Origin of the sequence: Carnobacterium alterfunditum DSM 5972, from assembly GCF_000744115.1 — a bacterium.
Lineage (GTDB): Bacteria > Bacillota > Bacilli > Lactobacillales > Carnobacteriaceae > Carnobacterium_B > Carnobacterium_B alterfunditum.
Genome location: NZ_JQLG01000004.1, coordinates 685,979 through 704,675 on the forward strand (window position 1 = coordinate 685,979; position 18,697 = coordinate 704,675).

16 protein-coding genes are annotated in these 18,697 nt (G+C 36.0%); 2 read left to right on the forward strand and 14 right to left on the reverse strand.

Annotation, left to right across the window (positions count from 1 at the left end; genetic code table 11):
• Nucleotides 1-45 precede the first annotated feature (45 nt).
• The 6 genes from BR50_RS03700 to BR50_RS03725 all read right to left on the reverse strand — a co-directional run bounded on the left by BR50_RS03700 (nucleotide 46) and on the right by BR50_RS03725 (nucleotide 8,372).
• Nucleotides 46-627, reverse strand: a complete 582-nt coding sequence (locus tag BR50_RS03700; protein WP_245792744.1) for a PepSY domain-containing protein — start codon at nucleotides 625-627, stop codon at nucleotides 46-48.
• Nucleotides 628-817: 190 nt separating this feature from the next.
• A complete protein-coding gene (locus BR50_RS03705; protein ID WP_034546380.1) occupies nucleotides 818-1,729 on the reverse strand; it encodes an ATP-grasp domain-containing protein in 912 nt (303 codons plus the stop codon).
• Nucleotides 1,730-1,766: 37 nt separating this feature from the next.
• On the reverse strand, nucleotides 1,767-3,029 hold the full coding sequence (locus BR50_RS03710; protein ID WP_034546382.1) for a dicarboxylate/amino acid:cation symporter: 1,263 nt from the start codon (nucleotides 3,027-3,029) through the stop codon (nucleotides 1,767-1,769).
• Between the two features lie 386 nt (nucleotides 3,030-3,415).
• Nucleotides 3,416-4,336: a 1-phosphofructokinase family hexose kinase gene (locus BR50_RS03715; protein ID WP_034546384.1), complete on the reverse strand. Its 921-nt coding sequence runs from the start codon at nucleotides 4,334-4,336 to the stop codon at nucleotides 3,416-3,418.
• Nucleotides 4,337-4,503: 167 nt separating this feature from the next.
• Nucleotides 4,504-6,621, reverse strand: coding sequence for a copper-translocating P-type ATPase (locus BR50_RS03720; protein WP_034546387.1), 2,118 nt, complete (start codon nucleotides 6,619-6,621; stop codon nucleotides 4,504-4,506).
• Between the two features lie 314 nt (nucleotides 6,622-6,935).
• The gene (locus tag BR50_RS03725; RefSeq protein ID WP_143298329.1) at nucleotides 6,936-8,372 is read right to left on the reverse strand and encodes an MDR family MFS transporter; all 1,437 of its coding nucleotides are present in this window, start codon (nucleotides 8,370-8,372) and stop codon (nucleotides 6,936-6,938) included.
• A 203-nt stretch (nucleotides 8,373-8,575) separates the two neighbouring features.
• On the opposite strand from BR50_RS03725, the gene BR50_RS03730 reads away from it, so the two are divergent.
• A complete protein-coding gene (locus tag BR50_RS03730; protein WP_034546389.1) occupies nucleotides 8,576-9,463 on the forward strand; it encodes a fructose bisphosphate aldolase in 888 nt (295 codons plus the stop codon).
• A gap of 166 nt (nucleotides 9,464-9,629) precedes the next feature.
• Here the strand turns inward: BR50_RS03730 and BR50_RS03735 are convergent, their stop codons facing one another.
• From BR50_RS03735 to srtB, 4 genes are all read right to left on the reverse strand, one after another.
• Nucleotides 9,630-10,556 (reverse strand): metallophosphoesterase, encoded by a 927-nt coding sequence (locus BR50_RS03735; RefSeq protein WP_034546391.1) that lies wholly within the window; start codon nucleotides 10,554-10,556, stop codon nucleotides 9,630-9,632.
• Between the two features lie 324 nt (nucleotides 10,557-10,880).
• The gene (locus tag BR50_RS03740; RefSeq protein ID WP_245792745.1) at nucleotides 10,881-11,219 is read right to left on the reverse strand and encodes a thioredoxin family protein; all 339 of its coding nucleotides are present in this window, start codon (nucleotides 11,217-11,219) and stop codon (nucleotides 10,881-10,883) included.
• A gap of 36 nt (nucleotides 11,220-11,255) precedes the next feature.
• Complete coding sequence (locus BR50_RS03745; protein ID WP_034546395.1) at nucleotides 11,256-11,807, reverse strand: GNAT family N-acetyltransferase; 552 nt, start codon at nucleotides 11,805-11,807, stop codon at nucleotides 11,256-11,258.
• Between the two features lie 279 nt (nucleotides 11,808-12,086).
• A complete protein-coding gene (gene srtB, locus BR50_RS03750; RefSeq protein WP_034546397.1) occupies nucleotides 12,087-12,854 on the reverse strand; it encodes a class B sortase in 768 nt (255 codons plus the stop codon).
• A gap of 125 nt (nucleotides 12,855-12,979) precedes the next feature.
• On the opposite strand from srtB, the gene BR50_RS03755 reads away from it, so the two are divergent.
• Complete coding sequence (locus tag BR50_RS03755; RefSeq protein ID WP_074200248.1) at nucleotides 12,980-13,618, forward strand: fasciclin domain-containing protein; 639 nt, start codon at nucleotides 12,980-12,982, stop codon at nucleotides 13,616-13,618.
• Nucleotides 13,619-13,765: 147 nt separating this feature from the next.
• Here the strand turns inward: BR50_RS03755 and BR50_RS03760 are convergent, their stop codons facing one another.
• From BR50_RS03760 to BR50_RS03775, 4 genes are all read right to left on the reverse strand, one after another.
• Complete coding sequence (locus BR50_RS03760; RefSeq protein ID WP_034546399.1) at nucleotides 13,766-14,770, reverse strand: acrylyl-CoA reductase family protein; 1,005 nt, start codon at nucleotides 14,768-14,770, stop codon at nucleotides 13,766-13,768.
• A 478-nt stretch (nucleotides 14,771-15,248) separates the two neighbouring features.
• Complete coding sequence (locus BR50_RS03765; RefSeq protein ID WP_051905729.1) at nucleotides 15,249-15,530, reverse strand: YkvA family protein; 282 nt, start codon at nucleotides 15,528-15,530, stop codon at nucleotides 15,249-15,251.
• 90 nt (nucleotides 15,531-15,620) lie between these two features.
• Nucleotides 15,621-16,940, reverse strand: coding sequence for an amidohydrolase (locus BR50_RS03770; RefSeq protein WP_034546401.1), 1,320 nt, complete (start codon nucleotides 16,938-16,940; stop codon nucleotides 15,621-15,623).
• Nucleotides 16,937-18,643 (reverse strand): adenine deaminase C-terminal domain-containing protein, encoded by a 1,707-nt coding sequence (locus BR50_RS03775; protein WP_034546403.1) that lies wholly within the window; start codon nucleotides 18,641-18,643, stop codon nucleotides 16,937-16,939. Before BR50_RS03775 ends, BR50_RS03770 begins: the two co-directional genes overlap by 4 nt.
• Between the last annotated feature and the right edge of the window lie 54 nt (nucleotides 18,644-18,697).

Here is an 18,697-nt window from a genome sequence, read left to right on the forward strand (position 1 = left end):
AAAAAACTGCCTAATCTCAAGAGAGGAGGCAGTTTTTTGTATCTTTTAATCATTTTCTACAGATAAGAATTCCCCAGTTTCAGCGTTTAAATGAACATCTACTTCGTTATTTCCTTCTTCAAATTCTCCTGTAAACAATGGTATATTCGTATCCTCATCTGCTTCTAAATTCCAAGAAAGAAGGACTGCATTCGGAGCTTCTTCCTCCGATTTTGCAATCAATTCATTAATGGTCATTAAATTGTCTACTGCTAATTCTTGATCATCAAAGTCTGGATCTTTCTTCTCTATGTTATTTTTTGTTTCTACTCCATTTTCAGCATTTACTTCCCATTCAATTTCTTGCATATCATCGAAACCACTGATTTCAAATGTATACTTACCAAAATCCTTGTCAAAATCAACTGAAGAGATAACTGCATTTGGATAAGCTTCCTGGAAATCAGCAACAGCTTGTTCATACGTTACGGAGAAAGTTTTACCATCAAAGTTTTTTGATGTAGAACTAACATCATCTGATCCTGTTGTTGTTGAACTTTCCATTGAACTAGCGGTTGATTCTGATGTTGAATTTATGGAATCATCTGTAGGCGCTTCTGCATTGCCACAAGCTGATAAGAGTATCAAAGCAATTCCACTGACTGATCCTGCTTTTATTGTTGTTAACAGGGTCTCACCTTCTCTTATTAATTCTATAGTACCAAACTAACTAAAACATGGTATTTTATGGCTTCCATTATAGTAGGAATCAATTTTAAATTGTTATTTTAACCGGCTTTAAGCTGATCACTAGATTCTTCTCACAAAGAGAACCGTGTTACCTTTTCTCAAGTTCTGCTTTCAAAAAGTTCGCCAACTTTAACATGGCATACTTTTCAGCAATTTTTTCAGCATCTGCATTATAATTTGTATTTGTATTTACATCATAGGCATAGGCTTCTCCGTTTGCATCAAATATAAATTCAATGGCCGCTACATCAATTTCTTGTTCTTTTAGAAACTGCTCATACAAATCAACTTGTTCACTTGGCAGGGAATCAATGATCGTAAACTTGTTAGTCGCTGGTATATCACCGATTTGGCAGCTGTCTGCTGGACACAACTCAAATCCATCGCTTGAATCAACTTTTACGGCATAGAAGAATTTTCCACCGATAAATTCAGAACGGACGATCGTTCCATCAGCCGGTTTGATGTATTCTTGGATCAAACTGATTCCATCAATTGAATCTTCAAATCCCAGTCCATAAACATAGGCTTTTAATTCTGCGATCGAATTTAATAAACGGACACCTAATCCTTTACCGGCACGATTATGCTTGATGATGAAAGGAAATTGATTTAATTTTTCAGCTGCTTTAAGAATCTGTTCTTTACCAACTGCTCCGTATGTTTCAGGTGTTTGGATACCATTTTTTTGTAAAGCTAAGTGTTGTTTCAGCTTGCTGACTTCTAATTCAATCGCTTTTGTCCCATTAAATACAACGGCATCACGACTTTCCAGCCAAGTCAAAAGATTATCCGTTAACTCAGGTGCGTAACGGTGGCCACGTGTATGCGAAGAAGCACTCATACGGTTATAGAAAATTCCTTCCGGCGGTTCTGCTTGAATATCGATCATGCCATCAGATAGATCCCACAACGCATAAGGTGCATTGATTTCATCCAGTTGTGCTGTCAGATGTCTTGTCCAATCATTATTTTCATGAATAACATAAATTTTTTTCATTTTATCTTCTCCTCGTCTTTTTTAAATTGCTTTATTTTTATTCATTCATTTCAGTCGCTGTTTTTTTGTAGTCTACTGTTTTATTGTATACAAACGCATCTTCAGATTGAGCAATCAGGACTGGGGCTAAAGCGTTCCCTATCACATTGACTGCAGAACGACCCATATTGATAAAGAAATCAACTGAAACCATTAGCGCTACTCCCTCAGCAGGTAAACCAAGTTGTGTTGCTGCTGCTAACAATACCACTACTGCCCCTGATGGAACAGTTGCGATTCCCTTGGTAATGACCGTTAAAAATAAAACGAGTGCAACAATTTCGCCGAATCCTAAAGTCACATCATACATATTAACAATAAACATCGTAGCCAAACTAATGTAAACACCTGCTCCATCGAGATTAAATGAATAGCCTAGTGGTGTTACAAACGAAGAAACTGATGGTGAAACACCAAATTTCTTTAAGCGGTCAATTAAAGAAGGCAAGACCACACTTGAACTTCCTGTCGTAAACACAACTACGACTAAATCGCTGATTTCTTTTAGCATTGTAAAGTAAGAAACATGGAAAAACCAAGCAATGATTGGAAAGATAATCAAAATAACGATCATGAATGCTAGGTACGTAAATAAGACAAATTGTCCTAAAGAAAATAGATTTTCTATCCCATACGCTGCTATATCATAGGCCAAAAATCCAAATACCCCAATGGGTGCAAAAGAAATCGCATAATCAACCATTTTAAACATCGCTTGAGACCACGATTCAAAAAAAGTAATGACCGGTTTTCCTTTTTCACCTATCGATACTAAAGCTAGTCCAAGAAAAATCCCAAAAAAGATGATTGGCAATAGATTTCCATCTGCAAAGGCTTGAAATAGATTACTTGGTACAATACTCAGAAAAAAGCTTTGAAAGTCAATTCCGCTTGCGATACCATCAAGCGACTCAATCGAAACGGCTCCAGTTTGAAAATTGCTGCCGATCCCGGTCCATTTTCCAGCTAAAACACTGAGAATGATCAGACCTGTCGTTACAGAAAAGAAATAAATAAAAGACTTTCCTGCTACTTTTCCAAAACTTTTTGTGTCACTGATATTGACTATCGCTAAAATAATAACTGGAAAAATAAGCGGCACAATGATCATTTGAATCAAATTCATAAAAATCGTACCGAGTATTTCTAGTTGGAGACCCGTTGTTTTGCTGAAATAGCCTACAAGTATACCCGCTAATCCACCAATAACAACTTGTAACATAAGACTTGGTTTCTTTATCTTTCTTTTATTTACTGACATTTTTTATTTTCCTCCTAGTCGATCGATTATTGTGCACAAAAAAAGTGCATGAGTTGTTTACACTCATGCACAGTTGATCCATCTTTAAAATAAATTAGAAGAGTCCACCCCTGAACAAAAACAGGCTTTTTTCTTATAATTGATCATAGAGCTAACATTGATTTATTCAATCAGAAAGAAGCCCTATGAAAAGATGATTGCTGATAACATGAGTGGTTCATACAACATGGACAACACAACATGCTTAAACAGTTCATCTTTTTCATTATGGCTTCCTCCTTTTTTTAGTTTATTTTTTCTTTAACGGTGAGCGCTCACCTATTTAAAGTAAGCTCATTGTAACAATGTGAAAATTCATTGTCAACTGTCAATTTTATATTTTGGTCCTATAATTTTTCTAGTATTACCTTTTCTTGCAGATTCTGAGCATCTTTCACACTAAATGTCGTACTGTCATCGTGCTGTACTTTGCTGGCTGAACAAGCAGTAGCCATCGTCAATGCTTCAGCAAAGGTTTTTTGCTGCGTTAAGGAAGCTAAAAAAGAACCTACAAAACAATCCCCTGCTCCAGTATCATTTTTAACAACCACGACTGGAGGAGTGATTTGATAAAACTCATTTTTATGCCCGCATAAACTGCCTGCTCCGCCTTGCGATACGATAACGTAATCAATCGTTTTGGTTAGTTCTTTTACCGTATCTAACAGCGACCTGCCTTGCTCAGCAATTTCTAGTATTTCAAATCGGTTTGGTTTAATAAAATTTATACCTGCTTTTACTGCCGCTTTTAAAGCCTCTCCTGAGAGATCACAAGCAATAAAACAGCCTATCTTATTTAACAAGTTTATTAATTTTTCTAAATCCTCAATTTCAAAACCTGGAGGCATGGAACCAGCAATCAACACTGTATCCTCAGCTTCGACTTTTTCCTCAATTTTATCGAATAATAACGATTTATCATAGTTTGATACAGCATATCCTTTTTCGGTGATCAAAATACTGCCGCTAACGTCTTTTTCTAAAAGAACATAACTTTCCCTAGTTGGTTTACCATAAACTTCAACAAGATCATGATTAATGCCCTTCTCTTCTAGTATCTTTTCAAGTTTCCTTTTATTGGTTGTTCCACAAAATCCTAATGCTTGATTTTCCACACCTAATTTACTCATCGCATAAGAGCCATGATGCCCTTTGCCACCTAAGTCATATGCGATACGATCCAAACGATTGTTCTTCTCCTTTGTCAACTTCCCTCCAAGATACAATAATCGGTCAATTGTCGGGTTTAATGTAATGGTATAAATCATTTGATAACCCCCTCTTTTTTAAAGCTGATACTATCATTTTGCTGCAAAATACTCATATATTTTTATTATACCATTTAACTAAAATGGTCCATAAAAAAAACCACTATTAAAAGTGGTTTCACTGAAATACTTTGGTTTCATAATTTTTTCAATACAAACAAATTAGTTCAATCAATTTTCAACATTTGTGCATTTATTGCAACAATGATTGTACTCAACGACATTACAATTGCACCTATAGCTGGCGTGATCAAAATATTTTGATTGATTAAAACGCCTGCTGCTAGTGGGATAGCAATCACATTATACCCGGCTGCCCATACAAAATTTTCAACCATTTTTTTATGGCTGGCTTTAGATAATTTAATAATATTCAATACATCTACCGGATTGCTATTCACTAAAATAATATCTGCTGTTTCAATAGCGACATCTGTACCTGCTCCTATTGCTATCCCAACATCAGACTCCGCTAATGCCGGAGCATCATTGATTCCGTCTCCGATCATGGCGACCCTTTTACCATCTTTTTTTAATTCAGATACATTCTTAGACTTTTCATGAGGAAGAACTTCAGCGATCACTTGTGAAAGTCCCAATTTATCACCTACATAATTAGCTACTCGTTTGTTATCTCCTGTCATCATAATGGTCTCAATACCTAACTCATTCAACTGTTTGATTACTTTATAAGAGGATTCCCTGATGATATCAGCTAATGCGATCATTCCTTGCAATTTATTGTTTTTCAAGACAAACACGACTGTTTTCCCTTGTTGAGCCATTGCTTCATAGCTTTTTTCATCAAATGAAATTTGATCGTTTTTCATGGCTCCTGGGCTGACAACTGAAACTTCCGTATCTTTTACAGTCGCTGTTAATCCTTTGCCCGCTAGATTACGGTAATTTTTAACATCATAGATTTCTAATCCACGTTCTTTTCCTGCTTTAACAATACCTTTAGCAATTGGATGATCCGATTGTGTCTCAACTGAATAAGCTAACGTTAATAACTCAGATTCGCTTACACCTTCAGCAGGTTGAATGTCTGTTACACCAAAATTACCTTCTGTCAACGTACCTGTTTTATCAAAAACGATTTTATCGATCTTATATGCTCCTTCAAAAGCGATCCGATTGCGGATCAACAAACCTTTACTAGCTGCAATCGAAGTTGATCTTGAAGTAACTAAAGGACCTGCTAGTCCCAATGCGTGTGGACAAGCAATGATCAAGACTGTCACCATCCGTTCTAAAGCAAACTCGAAATCACCAGTGACCGACCAATAGATAAGCGTAACTATACCAGTTACAACAGCTACATAGAAGAGCCATTTAGCTGCGATATCAGCAAATCCTTGCGCTTTAGATTTTGTGGTCTCAGCCTCTCGGACTAACTGGATAACTTGAGAAAGATAAGTATCATTCCCAATTTTATTTACTTCAATTTTCAAAACGCCTTCACCATTTACGGATGCACCGATCACATTCATTCCGGGGTCTTTCTCTACTGGTACAGATTCTCCAGTCAGCATCGATTCATCTACAGTAGATGAGCCTTCATAAATACTGCCATCTAGAGGGATCTTTTCACCTGACTTGACAAGGATTTTATCCCCAGGTTTTAAATCTTCTACTGTTACTTCAATAATATTGCCTTTTTCATCAATTTTGTGTGCTTCTTTTGGCATTAATTTAATTAGTGCTTCTAAGGCTTTTGAAGCTCCCATGATCGACTTCATTTCGATCCAATGTCCAAGTAGCATGATAGCAATTAAAGTAGCCAATTCAAAGAAGAAATCACTACCTGAAATAAAGAACGTGGTCAACGTACTATAGAAATATGCTGTAATGATCGCTAACGAAATCAGCATCATCATTGCTGGGGTTCGCGCTTTCAGCTCACTCCATGCTCCTGTCAGGAATGGTTTCCCACCATAGAAAAAAAGAATGGTTGAGAGAACAAACAATAGGATGTCACTTCCTAAAAATTGAATATCATATCCAAAAAGCATTTGGAACATTGGCGATAAAATAGAAATAGGAACTGCTAGAATCAATGAGACCCAAAATCTCTTTTTAAAATCTTCGATCATCATTGCGTGATGTCCCGAATGCCCGCCATTATGGTTCATACTGCTATGGTCTATGTCGCTGTGATCCATTTCGCTGTGGTCCATTTCGCTGTAATCCATTTCGCTGTGGTCCATTTCGCTGTGGTCCATACCGCCATGATCCATATCATTGTGATCCTCATGATTTGTTTGCTCTTTGTATTTTGCCATATCTATCTCTCCTTCTTCTATTCCTTAATTTCGTTTACGTTTGTAATCATATCACTTTTAACTTTATACTTATTAAATAAAATTGTCAAGAATAGTCTTCTTATAAATGACTTTTCAGTCTACTACTATATATATATAGTACATAAAAACTATTATACATACCAACATTCGCGTTCTACGTTAAAACCATCGTTGAAGCATCTAATGGTAATAATGAGTGGCTTTTTTGATTTAATGCATTTTTTTACCTTATCAAATACTTTTAACTACAAAAAAACTCTTTACCTTTTAGGCAAAGAGTTTTCTACTTTAGCTTAAACATTTCCGACTGGTTTTACTTTTAGTAAATACAGATCTTCTTTAATAAATAACGTCATAATGAAGGCTGCCAGCGAGAACAGTCCTACTAATTTGAAGACCATTTGAAACCCTGCTAAATCAGATAATTCAGGTGATAAATGCTGTGTTGCACCATTTTGAGAAGCAATTGTCATCACAACGACGAACAGAGCCGTTCCCATTGAACCCGCTAATTGGCGTTGGGTATTGAACATTGCTGAAGCATGTGAAGCTAAGGCTAAAGGCACCGCGTTGAAAGCAGCTGTTTGGATGGGCATCAAAGTTAATGAGAACCCTAATGAACGAACTATTTGAAGTAAAACAATGTATTTGATGGGTGTATTAAGATCAATTAATCCTATAATAAAGGTTCCGATAGTGACTAATACTAACCCACTCATGGCTAACCTTTTAGAACCATATTTATCAAACATTCTGCCAGTTATCGGACTCATGATAGCCATCACGATTGATCCAGGTAATAGGACCATTCCTGATTCCATCGGTGTCATCCCGCGCATTGTTTGGAAATAAATCGGCAACAACATGATTGCTCCGTACATCCCTGCTGTTAACACAAATGAAATAATAAGATTTAATCGGAATCCTTTGTATTTAAAAATACTGAAATTCAGTAATGGTTCTTTTGAACGATTGGAACGATTGACCAATAGAACTAAAGAAACAACCCCAATAATTAAAGGCAAAGCCACATTAGCGCTTATAAAGTTATTTGAAGATGCATTACTAAGTCCAAATAGTAATCCGCCAAAACCTAATGTTGAATAGATGACACTGATTCCATCTAGTTTAGGTCGACTTGTTTCTCCAACATTTTTTAAAATGAAGAAGGCAACCACAACATCTATAATAGCAAATGGTAAAATGAAATAGAACAACATATTCCATTGGTAATTTTGCACTACCCACCCTGAAAATGTCGGTCCAATAGCTGGAGCGAAATTCATCGCTAGACCAATCAGTCCCATCGCTGAACCTCTTTTTTCAATTGGAAAAAGGTACAATATAACAATCATTTGTAATGGCAAGATGATGCCTGCTCCGATTGCCTGAATCATTCGTCCAATGATCAGTACTCCGTAGATATTAGAAGTTGCCGCCACAAAAGTACCAATTGAAAAGACGATCATCGAAAACAGGTACAATTGACGGGTTGTAAAGCGGTTAACAAGATAGGCCGTGATAGGTACCATGATCCCATTGATCAGCATGTATGCAGTTGTTAACCATTGCCCTTGAGTCGCTGTGATCGAAAATTCTTTCATAATACTCGGTAGGGCGGTACTCATAAGCGTTTGATTTAATATGGTCACAAAGGACCCCATTAAAATAACTCCTAAAATAGACCCGACTTGTGTGAATGACATATTTTGATTTTCTGCTTGAATCATTACTTTTTTTCCCCTTTATTAAATTTTTAAATCTGTTTTTTTCTGCGAATCAATCATTCGAAGGGTAAATACTTTGCAATAGCTTATCTTTTTAATTTAAATTATGAAATGCTATACTAATCATTGAAAGGTTTATTACCCATTCACTGGGTTGACCTCTCTTATTTATTATTTTCTTAAAACTAATCTAAGGAGCTGAACTAATGCAAAAAGAACAATTCGAACGAATGAAGAACGGAAGAGGTTTTATTGCAGCATTGGACCAAAGCGGTGGAAGTACTCCGAAAGCTTTAGAAATTTATGGCATAGCACCTGACACTTATTCAAACGAAGCTGAAATGTTCGACTTAGTTCATGATATGCGGACTCGTCTGATGACTTCTGCAGCTTTTAATTCTGACTCGATCTTAGGAGCTATTTTATTTGAACAAACAATGGATCGCAAAGTTGAAGACCTTTATACAGCTGATTATTTATGGGAGAAGAAAGGCATAGTCCCTTTCTTGAAAGTCGATAAAGGATTAGCAGAAGAAACTGATGGTGTTCAGCTAATGAAACCTAATCCTGACCTAGATGAATTATTGCAAAGAGCTGCTGAACGTCATATTTTCGGAACAAAGATGCGCTCATTAATTAAAGAGGCAAACCCTGAAGCAATTAAGCAAGTCGTTGACCAACAATTTGACGTTGCTAAACAAATTATTGCTGCCGGACTTGTACCAATTATTGAACCAGAAGTAGATATCAACAGTAAAGATAAGGAAAAGTCTGAAGTTCTCTTGAAAGAGGAGATTTTGAAACAGCTAGATGCCTTAAACGAATCAGCTAACATCATATTAAAACTATCGATTCCAACAATTGCTGATTTTTATAAAGAATTGATCGATCATCCTAGAGTTATACGAGTAGTAGCTCTTTCTGGTGGCTATACCCGTGAGAAAGCAAATAGAGCTTTGTCAAGTAATCATGGGCTGATTGCTAGTTTTTCAAGAGCATTATCCGAGGGTTTAAGTGCTAGTCAGTCAGATGTGGATTACAATGCAATGTTAAAAGAATCTATCAAACAAATTTATAATGCTTCAATCACTTAATAATCAGTGCTCGGAAGCTAAACAATAAACACAACGTATAGTAATAGAGGAAAGTCCTCTAGCTTATACGTTGTGTTTTCACTTTAACAGTATACTCTTGTTTACATAATAAATCAAAATATTTTACTTTTCTTTATTTTTATAATTATTTTGAGATCCATTGAACTCATAGCTTACTGTTATCCTTATTCCAGCCTTCCAACATCATATCAAATTCTTCGATTGGTTCTGGTCCCCGCATAACATTTTTTTGAACGGTAAAAACACCTTTTTTACTTACTTTAGTTTCCCATCTTACCAACTGGACTTCTCCTCCGGTTATTTCAATTCCGGTAATGCTCGTGGGGTAAACACAGCAACCCGTGTTGAAGTAAGGAAGGTCCTTATTTTTCGGGTATTTAAAACGGTGTGTGTGGCCGCAAATAAGCATTATTTTATTTTTCTTGATCCATTTATTGAAATTTCGCTCGATTTTATGTCGTTTTGCTACATTTTTTACCGGACTTGTAGGATTTCGAATGCCAAACCCATGCAAAAAACGCCAAAAGAATTTTAATGATAACATCGTGAAAAAAGCAAATTGATCATTTGGCGCATCACCTTGGTGGCCATGTACGGTCAAAATTTCTTGTCCTGTTTTTTTATACCTCAACACCATTGCTTCAATAGGTTTAAGTCCCTTTAAAAAATCAAAAAATTCCTCTGTGTATTCATCATAATTTGTATAATAATTATCTTTTACAAATTTAGGATTCTTTAAAGCAATATCATGATTGCCATACAATTTTATTAGGCGATCGTCATCAAAAAACTGTTTGATAACATCATATACTTCTCTATGTGCATTTTTTGTGAAAGTAAAATCAGAATACTCTAATAGTTCGTCTCCATCTCCAGCCTCTACATAAGTAAACCTATTTTTATAATAATATTTTAAAGCATGCAAGTAGATATTTCGGTTTCGCGTGAACTCATCGGTTATGTTTCCATTACCGCGATGGACATCACTAAAAAATATATAATTAGAATTCTCATCAAACTCTTCTACTCTAGCGTTTTTGTATGCTTCCGTTAACTTTCTGTCTGTAAACATTTTTTCCACCTCATAATTAATTGTCACTCTTTTTCATGAGCAACCGAATTGTTAGCCTTGTTAACAGTATACTTTATCTAGTCTGGTAAAAAAAATAATTGTTGCTATATTGCTAAAACTGGACAACTAATAGCTGAAATTTTAATTAGGTTTGGATCCATTCCATGGCTGCAAGCAACTACTCTTCCTACAGAATTTCCAACTAAGTGATTAAACTAATCTATTTTGGTATAAAAAAATAGGTGCAAATGAATTTCTTCATCCACACCAAAAATTGTGTTGCCTCTTTAACAGCGTCTAGACGACAGGGCTATTTTGATCTACTTAACTATTTTCAACTACTTGTTGAAATTTCCTGTGCAACTCATCCATGACAACAAACCTTGCCTCACGAATTACTTCTTTCCCCTCAGCAAATAACAATAAAGCAGGAACAGTAAACACCGTAAATTGGCCGGCAACTTCAGGAACGTCATCTGCACTGACCTGAATAGGTTTGATAGTTGGAAATTCTTCCAACATTTCTTGTACTTGTGGTTGAACAGCGTGGCAAACACCACAATTTTTTCTTGAAATATAAACGAAAGCAAGCGCGTTTTCATCTATTAAACGTAAAACTTGATCTATGGATGTTGCTTGAGGAAATGTATTCATTTTTTTCATTCTTCTTTCTATGAGTTGATTGTTTATTTATTTTAATCAAGTAAGATAGTCTTCTTTGAGGATGGAGTAGTAGACATCATCTACATAGCGTTCTTTGTGGATTCTATTTTTTCTTAACGTTCCTTCATATGTCATCCCAAGACGCTTTAAAACTTTTCCAGAAACTAGATTTTCACTATCATGACAAGCATAAATTCGTTCCAATCCTAATTTTTCAAATCCTAACTCAAGTATTAATTTTCCTGCTTCTGTTACATACCCGTTTCCCCAAAAACTTTTATTTAATGTGTAGCCAATTTCCGCACTATTGTGTTCTTCTTTCAACCTTATATCAATTGTGCCAATCATTTTCCCAGTTTTTTTCAATTGAATAGCATACTTTCCAAGTGGCTCTTTCATGAAATAATTGGCAATATTTTTTTTCGTTTCTGCTAAATTTCCATGTTTTTCGAAAACAAATTTAACAGTTTCATCATCAGAAGCATATTCATACATATCCGCTGCATCTTCCAATGTCATCGGCCGTAATAGGATCCGCTCTCCACCTAAATAGCTGCAAAGACTTAATTGGTATATTTTTTCTTCCATAATAAATCCCCCACTTTATCCTAACTACTACTTTCAATTTAGTTAGACAGATAGATTCATTCGTTAGATTTAAAAGATTTAAACCATCTTTTGTATAAGAACTTAGGATTGTTCATCCACTTACATTTTGTAAGTTATTTAATATTATGCCACAGATCAAAAGGTATTTCAAGCGGAAACACTTCAAGTTAAGCATCTCTTTCATAACATTAGAAAAATTTGTAAGACTAACTATTTTCTTAAATAAAAACAGCCAGTCAATAGACAATAACTTTTGTGCTATTCCGTTATTTCAACGGCATGAATAAAAAGTCGTCCGTCATTAACATCGTAATTACAAGTAACCAGCGTTAAAATCTTATCTTCTGGGGAAACAGGAGTATCGGTTAGGAAAATAGATTCATTTTTTAAGGTGTCAACAAAATCAGGAAATTCATTATCTTTAAAGGACACATCGAGGAATTTAGGATCAGCATCAGACGGGTGCACGGAAAAAATTTTATAGGTTCGTTCTGTGAAGGCATCGGTAAAAATAAATTGAGAATTATCAGTTAAAAAATCTTCTGATAGATATTGATCTAAATCCTTGAACATTTGGCCGTATTTAGCGTAATGCCCATAAATAATGGTGTGTTTATCTATGCCCATACCGACGTTTCGATAATCCATGAATACTGCTCCTAAAACATCTTCTTCTTTGTAAAAATTATGTTTTAAATAATACTCATTATCGGTTCCGCGTACAACAGGATAATCAATAACGGTATTACCGATATTTAACCAACCAACATAATCAGAATTAAGCAGGTAATGATCTGTTGCCGTATTTTTTTCAAACACCATTTCTTCTACAATGTTTTTTTCGGTATCTATTTTTGTAGTAGGTACAACTTCTTTTGGGACCACATTTTCTTTAGGCGTTGATTGAACTAAAACACTCTCTGGAACTTTGACCTCTTTGCGTTGAGCCGTTACCATGTTGTAATAATAAGCACTCTGTACCACTAGCAAACCTGATAAAATCGCTACCCAATATTTTTTTTTCATATATATACCTCCATTTTCTTTTTCCTCGGAGTTATCTTTTGACATCGATTACATTATGATGATATTATAACTTATGTAGACAGAGATAACAAAATATAACTTTGTCACAAAGGAGATGGATAGAAATGAAAAAGTTTTCGAAGATTGCATTTTCCCTTGTCACTCTGCTGTTACTATCGCCAATTTTTGCCGCAACTGCTAATGCAGAAAGTCATGTTACAGATGACGTAGTCGGTGTCGCTCTAGGTAACCCTGATTTCAGTATCCTTGTGTCCGCTCTTCAAAAAGCTGAACTAGTTGAAACACTTCAAGGAGATGGCCCATTTACTGTATTTGCACCAACTAATGCAGCATTTGAAAAGCTATTAACGGAATTAGATATTACAGCAGAAGAATTGCTGGCACAACCTGACTTGGCAAAAGTTCTTACCTATCATGTTGTTTCTGGAAAAGTTTTGGCTTCTGATTTAACAGATGGAATGACAGCACCAACTGTAAATGGCGAAGAGTTGACGTTTGATCTTTCAGGAGATCCAATGGTCAATAAATCTATGATCACTCAAACTGATATTGAAGCAACAAACGGTGTTGTCCATGTTATTGATACTGTTTTAGTTCCTTCAGACTTTACATTACAAGAAGTTGATATGGAAGAAGCAACAGTTGCAAAAACAGGACTTGAAAGTAGTGCACCAATTCTTGTAGCTATGCTTGTTACAGCTGGTGCAATTATTTTTATGGTTATCAAAAAGAAAGAAGCATAAACTAAATGACATGAGTTACCCTAGTCAACTGGGCCATTTAAAATGGCTAACTGTTTGGACTAAAAAAATAGTGTTGGTGAGTAAACAAACTCAGCAACACTATTTTTATTGTCTTTAGAATCATAAATAGCAAAAACGGGATGTTTTCTATGCTATTATTTTAACTAAAATTCTTCCTTTCATTTTACCTGCTATGATTTTAGAAAAAGATTCTGGCAATTCTTCGAGTGTGACTTGATGATCGATCATACGCTCCAGTTGTTCTGGTTTCATATCCGTTGCAAGACGATCCCACAATGCCATTCGTTTGGTCAACTCAAAATCAACTGAATTAATTCCATAGATACCGATTCCTCGTAAAATAAATGGCAATACGGTAGATTCAAACTTTACCCCTCCTGCATTTCCACTTAAAGCAACTGCACCATTTAGGGCAAGTTGCGCAAGGTAATCGGAAAGGTACTCTCCTCCAACAGGGTCGATTACTGCCTGCCATCTTTGCTTAGCTAATGGCTTGCGTTTTTCTAAATGCGCCTCATCTGGGTGGATTACTCTGTTCGCACCAATAGCTATTAAATAATCCTGTTGTGCTATTTTTTTACGCGATTCAGCTTCAACAGAGTAACCCAATTTAGAAAGCATTTGAATAGCCATACTGCCGACTCCTCCAGTAGCACCTCGCACAAGAACGGGAAGCATGTTTGTTTCTAATCCATTTTTCTCTAAAGCCTGAACAGATTGTCCAGCTGTAAAACCAGCTGTTCCGATGATCATTGCTTCTTTTAAGCTTAGACCTTGCGGCAACTTCACTACCCATTCTTTTGGAACACGAACATATTCACTAAATCCACCAAAATGATTGATGCCTAAACCGTAACTCGTTACAATGACACTCTCACCGATTGGATGATCTTCTGTTGTAGACTCTACTACCTCACCACTCAGATCAATTCCCAGAACGATTGGATAAGAGCGGATAACTCCGCTTTTACTATTTGTCGCTGCAAGTGCATCTTTGTAATTCACACTAGAATAATGCACTTTGATAAGTACTTCTCCTGGTGGCAAATCATTTTTTGACAACACTTTTACTTCTGTTACAACTTCTCCTGCTTCATTTACATCAGCCCATAATGCTTTAAAATTATTCATTTTTCAAACTTCCTTTCATTCTCAATTACCCGTTCTATAGTGAGTTTTAAAAAAGCACCTTATGGCTTCATGAAAAGCGTACTAAAAACAGCTCAATAAAGCAACCGTTTCCATATATAACGGCTGTATAATTTTTGGTGTTGATAGACTTAATCTAATTGCATTGCTTACCCAAAATTCATGGAGGAGTAGGGTTGCTTGTAGCCTAAAATGAAGTACTGTGGGCAAATAACGCCCAAGTGTATCATGTTTGTAAGCTGCTAAAGCAGCAACAACCATGACAACTTTCTTTTAGGCTTCAGGCGTTCCCTTGGCTCTCCACAAGCAAACCCGTCCATTCCAGAAGAATTTTTTTTGAAGCATCCACACCATTTCTTGTAGAACCTATATAACAAATTTTTAAAAAGAGAAAATAAGATCAATTTCAAACAAAAAAGAACTCCTAATATTTAGAAGTTCTTTTTTGTTTAACATATGGTTACACTTTTTCAGCTTCTTTTCTTACTTGAGTAGAATTCATTTGTGTATCATCTGAAAGCAGCTTATTAGCAACTAGGAAAAGAATCGGTAAGATAACGTCATCTGCATATCCAACTATAGGGATGAAGTCAGGGACAAAATCGATGGGACTAATAATATATAGAATGATTCCCGCTACCATTAGTTTCTTTTTCCCACTTGTTTTTGTATTAAATAGAGAAAGGATCAGCGATTTCACTTGTGCCATTGGGGTCTTGGCTTGTTTTGTTTTCAACTTCATCTTTACATGACCTCCATTCAATTTGGATACAGTTAGTATAGCTTCATTTTCGCTACAATGTATCAGTCTAAAGCATGATTTTTTATTTTCTTAAGTTAGCTCTTTAGCTTTTTTTGAAAAAAACGTCATTTCAGCTGCTAGATTAGAACGTAAAGCAGATAAATCATTATTCACCAGTTTTTTGTTTCGAACTACTGACGTTCCATTAATAAAGGCATCTTGCACATTTGACGCATTTGCAGAATAAACTAGTGCTGCATAAGCATCAAAAATAGGAAACATATTTACAGAAGTTGTTTCAACTAATACTATATCAGCTCTTTTTCCTACTTCCAAAGAGCCGATTTGATTTGCCATATTTAATACTTTTGCGCCTTCAATAGTCGCCATTGCAACAATCTCTTTGGCAGGAAAAATACTTCTATCGTGTAAATTTGTTTTATGAAAATTAGCAACTAATTTCATTTGTGTAAATAAATCAAGTGTATTGCCGCTGCTAGGTCCATCTGTTCCTAAACCTACTGGAATTGATAATTCAAGCATATCTTTTATGCGAGCAATCCCTTTAGCCGACTTGGTATTGGCTCCAATACAATGAGCCACACCTACACCTTCCTTTTTTAAAATCTGTAGATCTTGGTCTGATAAATGGATACAATGAGCCGCGATAAGACGAGGACTAAGAACGCCGATTGATTGTAAAAATGCTATAGGTGTAGCGTTATACTTTTCGCTAAAATGGTTCATTTCATAATCCATTTCTGCTATATGCATGGTCATTGGAACCCCGTATTCTTCTGCTAGCGCAGCAGCTGCTTTCAATGATTCTGGATCATTGGTATTTGGGGCATGAGGTGCAATAGCTGGTGTGATCAACTCATGATTGAGCCATTTTGGAATGAATTTTTTTGCATAGTCAATTCCGCCATGGGCTATTGGGGTATCACAAGTTGGGAAATCAACAACTGTTTCACCTAAAATAGCTCGCGACTTCATCTCATCAGTAGCTTGTGCCAGAGCATCTTCAAAATAATACATATCGGTAAACGTAGTAATACCAGCCAATTGCATTTCTGCAATTGCGTATTTGCCACTATGATATGCTAACTCTTTTGTCATGCAAGCTATTTCTAATGGAAATAGCACACGATGCAATCGATCAGGGCAGTCATCTCCTAATGAGCGAAAGGGAATCATTCCAATATGAGTATGCGTATTTATCATTCCAGGAATCGTAATAGTATGATGACCATCAATCACTTCATCAAAATCGATTTCTTTTTGTATTAATTGATCATAGGACCCAATTTCTAAAATTATACGATCTTCTATTATTAGATAACCTTCAGAATATTCTGTTCGTTTTTCATCCATCGTTAAAATATGGCTATTTTTTATTAGAGTCTTCATCTAATTTCCTCCAGTAATGGAATTGGACAGTGACTGCGTACATCAAACATTCCTTTATCCGTAATTTTAATAGCCGGAGAAACCGGTAAAGACAACGTTGAAAATGACATGATCACGTTAGAGTTGCAGTAGCCTAAAGCAACCATGCTTTGTCTTACCTCGTTTAATTGTTGTCCAATAACTTGAACAGGTGCATCACTGATAATTCCTCCGATCAAAAGAGGACAACAGCTGACCACTTGCTCATTTTGAACCGTCAGATAGCCTCCTTGTATAGCAACCAACTTATTTTGTGCTACTATTAAATCTGCAATTGACGTTCCCATAACCATTAAATTATGGTGATCATGTGCCCATGTTGTTCCTATTGCTCCTTTTTCTGTCAGTGCATTCTCAACTAAGCCATATGCTCTATTCCCGTTTTTTCCATAGCGTTCCATTACTACTATTAACGCTAAACCACTTGACTCCCAGTCTAAATAACCTTTTTTTATTGGCAGTTCCATTTGGATACATTCCGTAAATGTTCCTACTTCGGCTATACGAATCACATTACAAACTGCTGAACTTCCTTCAGCTCGTATCTGAAAATCACTTCGTCCAGTTTTTTCACACTGTACGGAAGAATAAAAAGAATCAGGGAAATAAGGTTTCTTTTCAGGGTAGCCTATCTCACTTCCCTTTTCATGCACTAATTTTCCAGCTTTATAAACAGCTGAAGCTTCCATTTTTTCTAAGGCTTCCACCAGAATAAAATCAGCTTTAAAACCAGAAACAATTGCCCCGCGGTCTTGGAAACCCATCCGTCTTGCAGGAGTATACGTAGCCATATATATTGCTTGTTCAATAGGCAGACCTGCTTCAATAGCCAATTGAACGTTCTTATTCAAATGACCATTCAGCAGCTCGTCTGCCATAATATCATCCGTCACAATAGCACAATATTCATAAAAATGATTTTGAACGATGGCTGCCATATTTTCTTTAGTTATCGATTTGTGCTGCAGTTCAATAAACATGCCACTACTAATTTTCTCATAAATGGACTCTGGACTCTGTTGTGTATGATCAGCCGTTATACCTTGATACATAAATTTCGCTAACTCTGATCCTGATACTAAAGGTACATGTCCTTCAATCGGCATAAAGGGTTTCTTTTTTTGGACGGTATGCAAAATTTGACGAATCAAAGAATCTGGATCATTTACGATACCGTCAAAATTCATGGCTTCTCCAAGAGCAATCACTTTAGGGTGGTTCAATAGTTGTTGAACTTCTTCTACTCCCATAAAACCACCAGTGGTTTCTAATTCTGGAGTAGTTGAAGGGACCGAAGAAGGGATCGCATAAAAGATATCCATTTCCGTTTCTTGATCCATAAATGCATTCATACCTTCAACTCCAAACACATTCACTATTTCATGAGCATCTGCAACAACCGTTGTTACGCCATGAGACAAACCTGCTTTAGAGAAAATAGCAGGAGGTACCATGGAACTTTCGATATGCATATGGATATCAATCAATCCTGGGATCATGTAGCTTCCTTTTGCATCAATTACATGAGTTGGTTTCAGATCTGTTAGAATGTCTATTCCCATTGAAAAAAATTTACCATTAAGAATGGCAACATTTTTCAATTCAAATACTTTTAAAAAACTATTAAATACTTGAGCGTTTGTAATAAGTGTATCTACTTTCATACCGTTCCCACCTTTCTATTAACCTCCCAAGCTAAAAAAATAACCTCTTAAAGA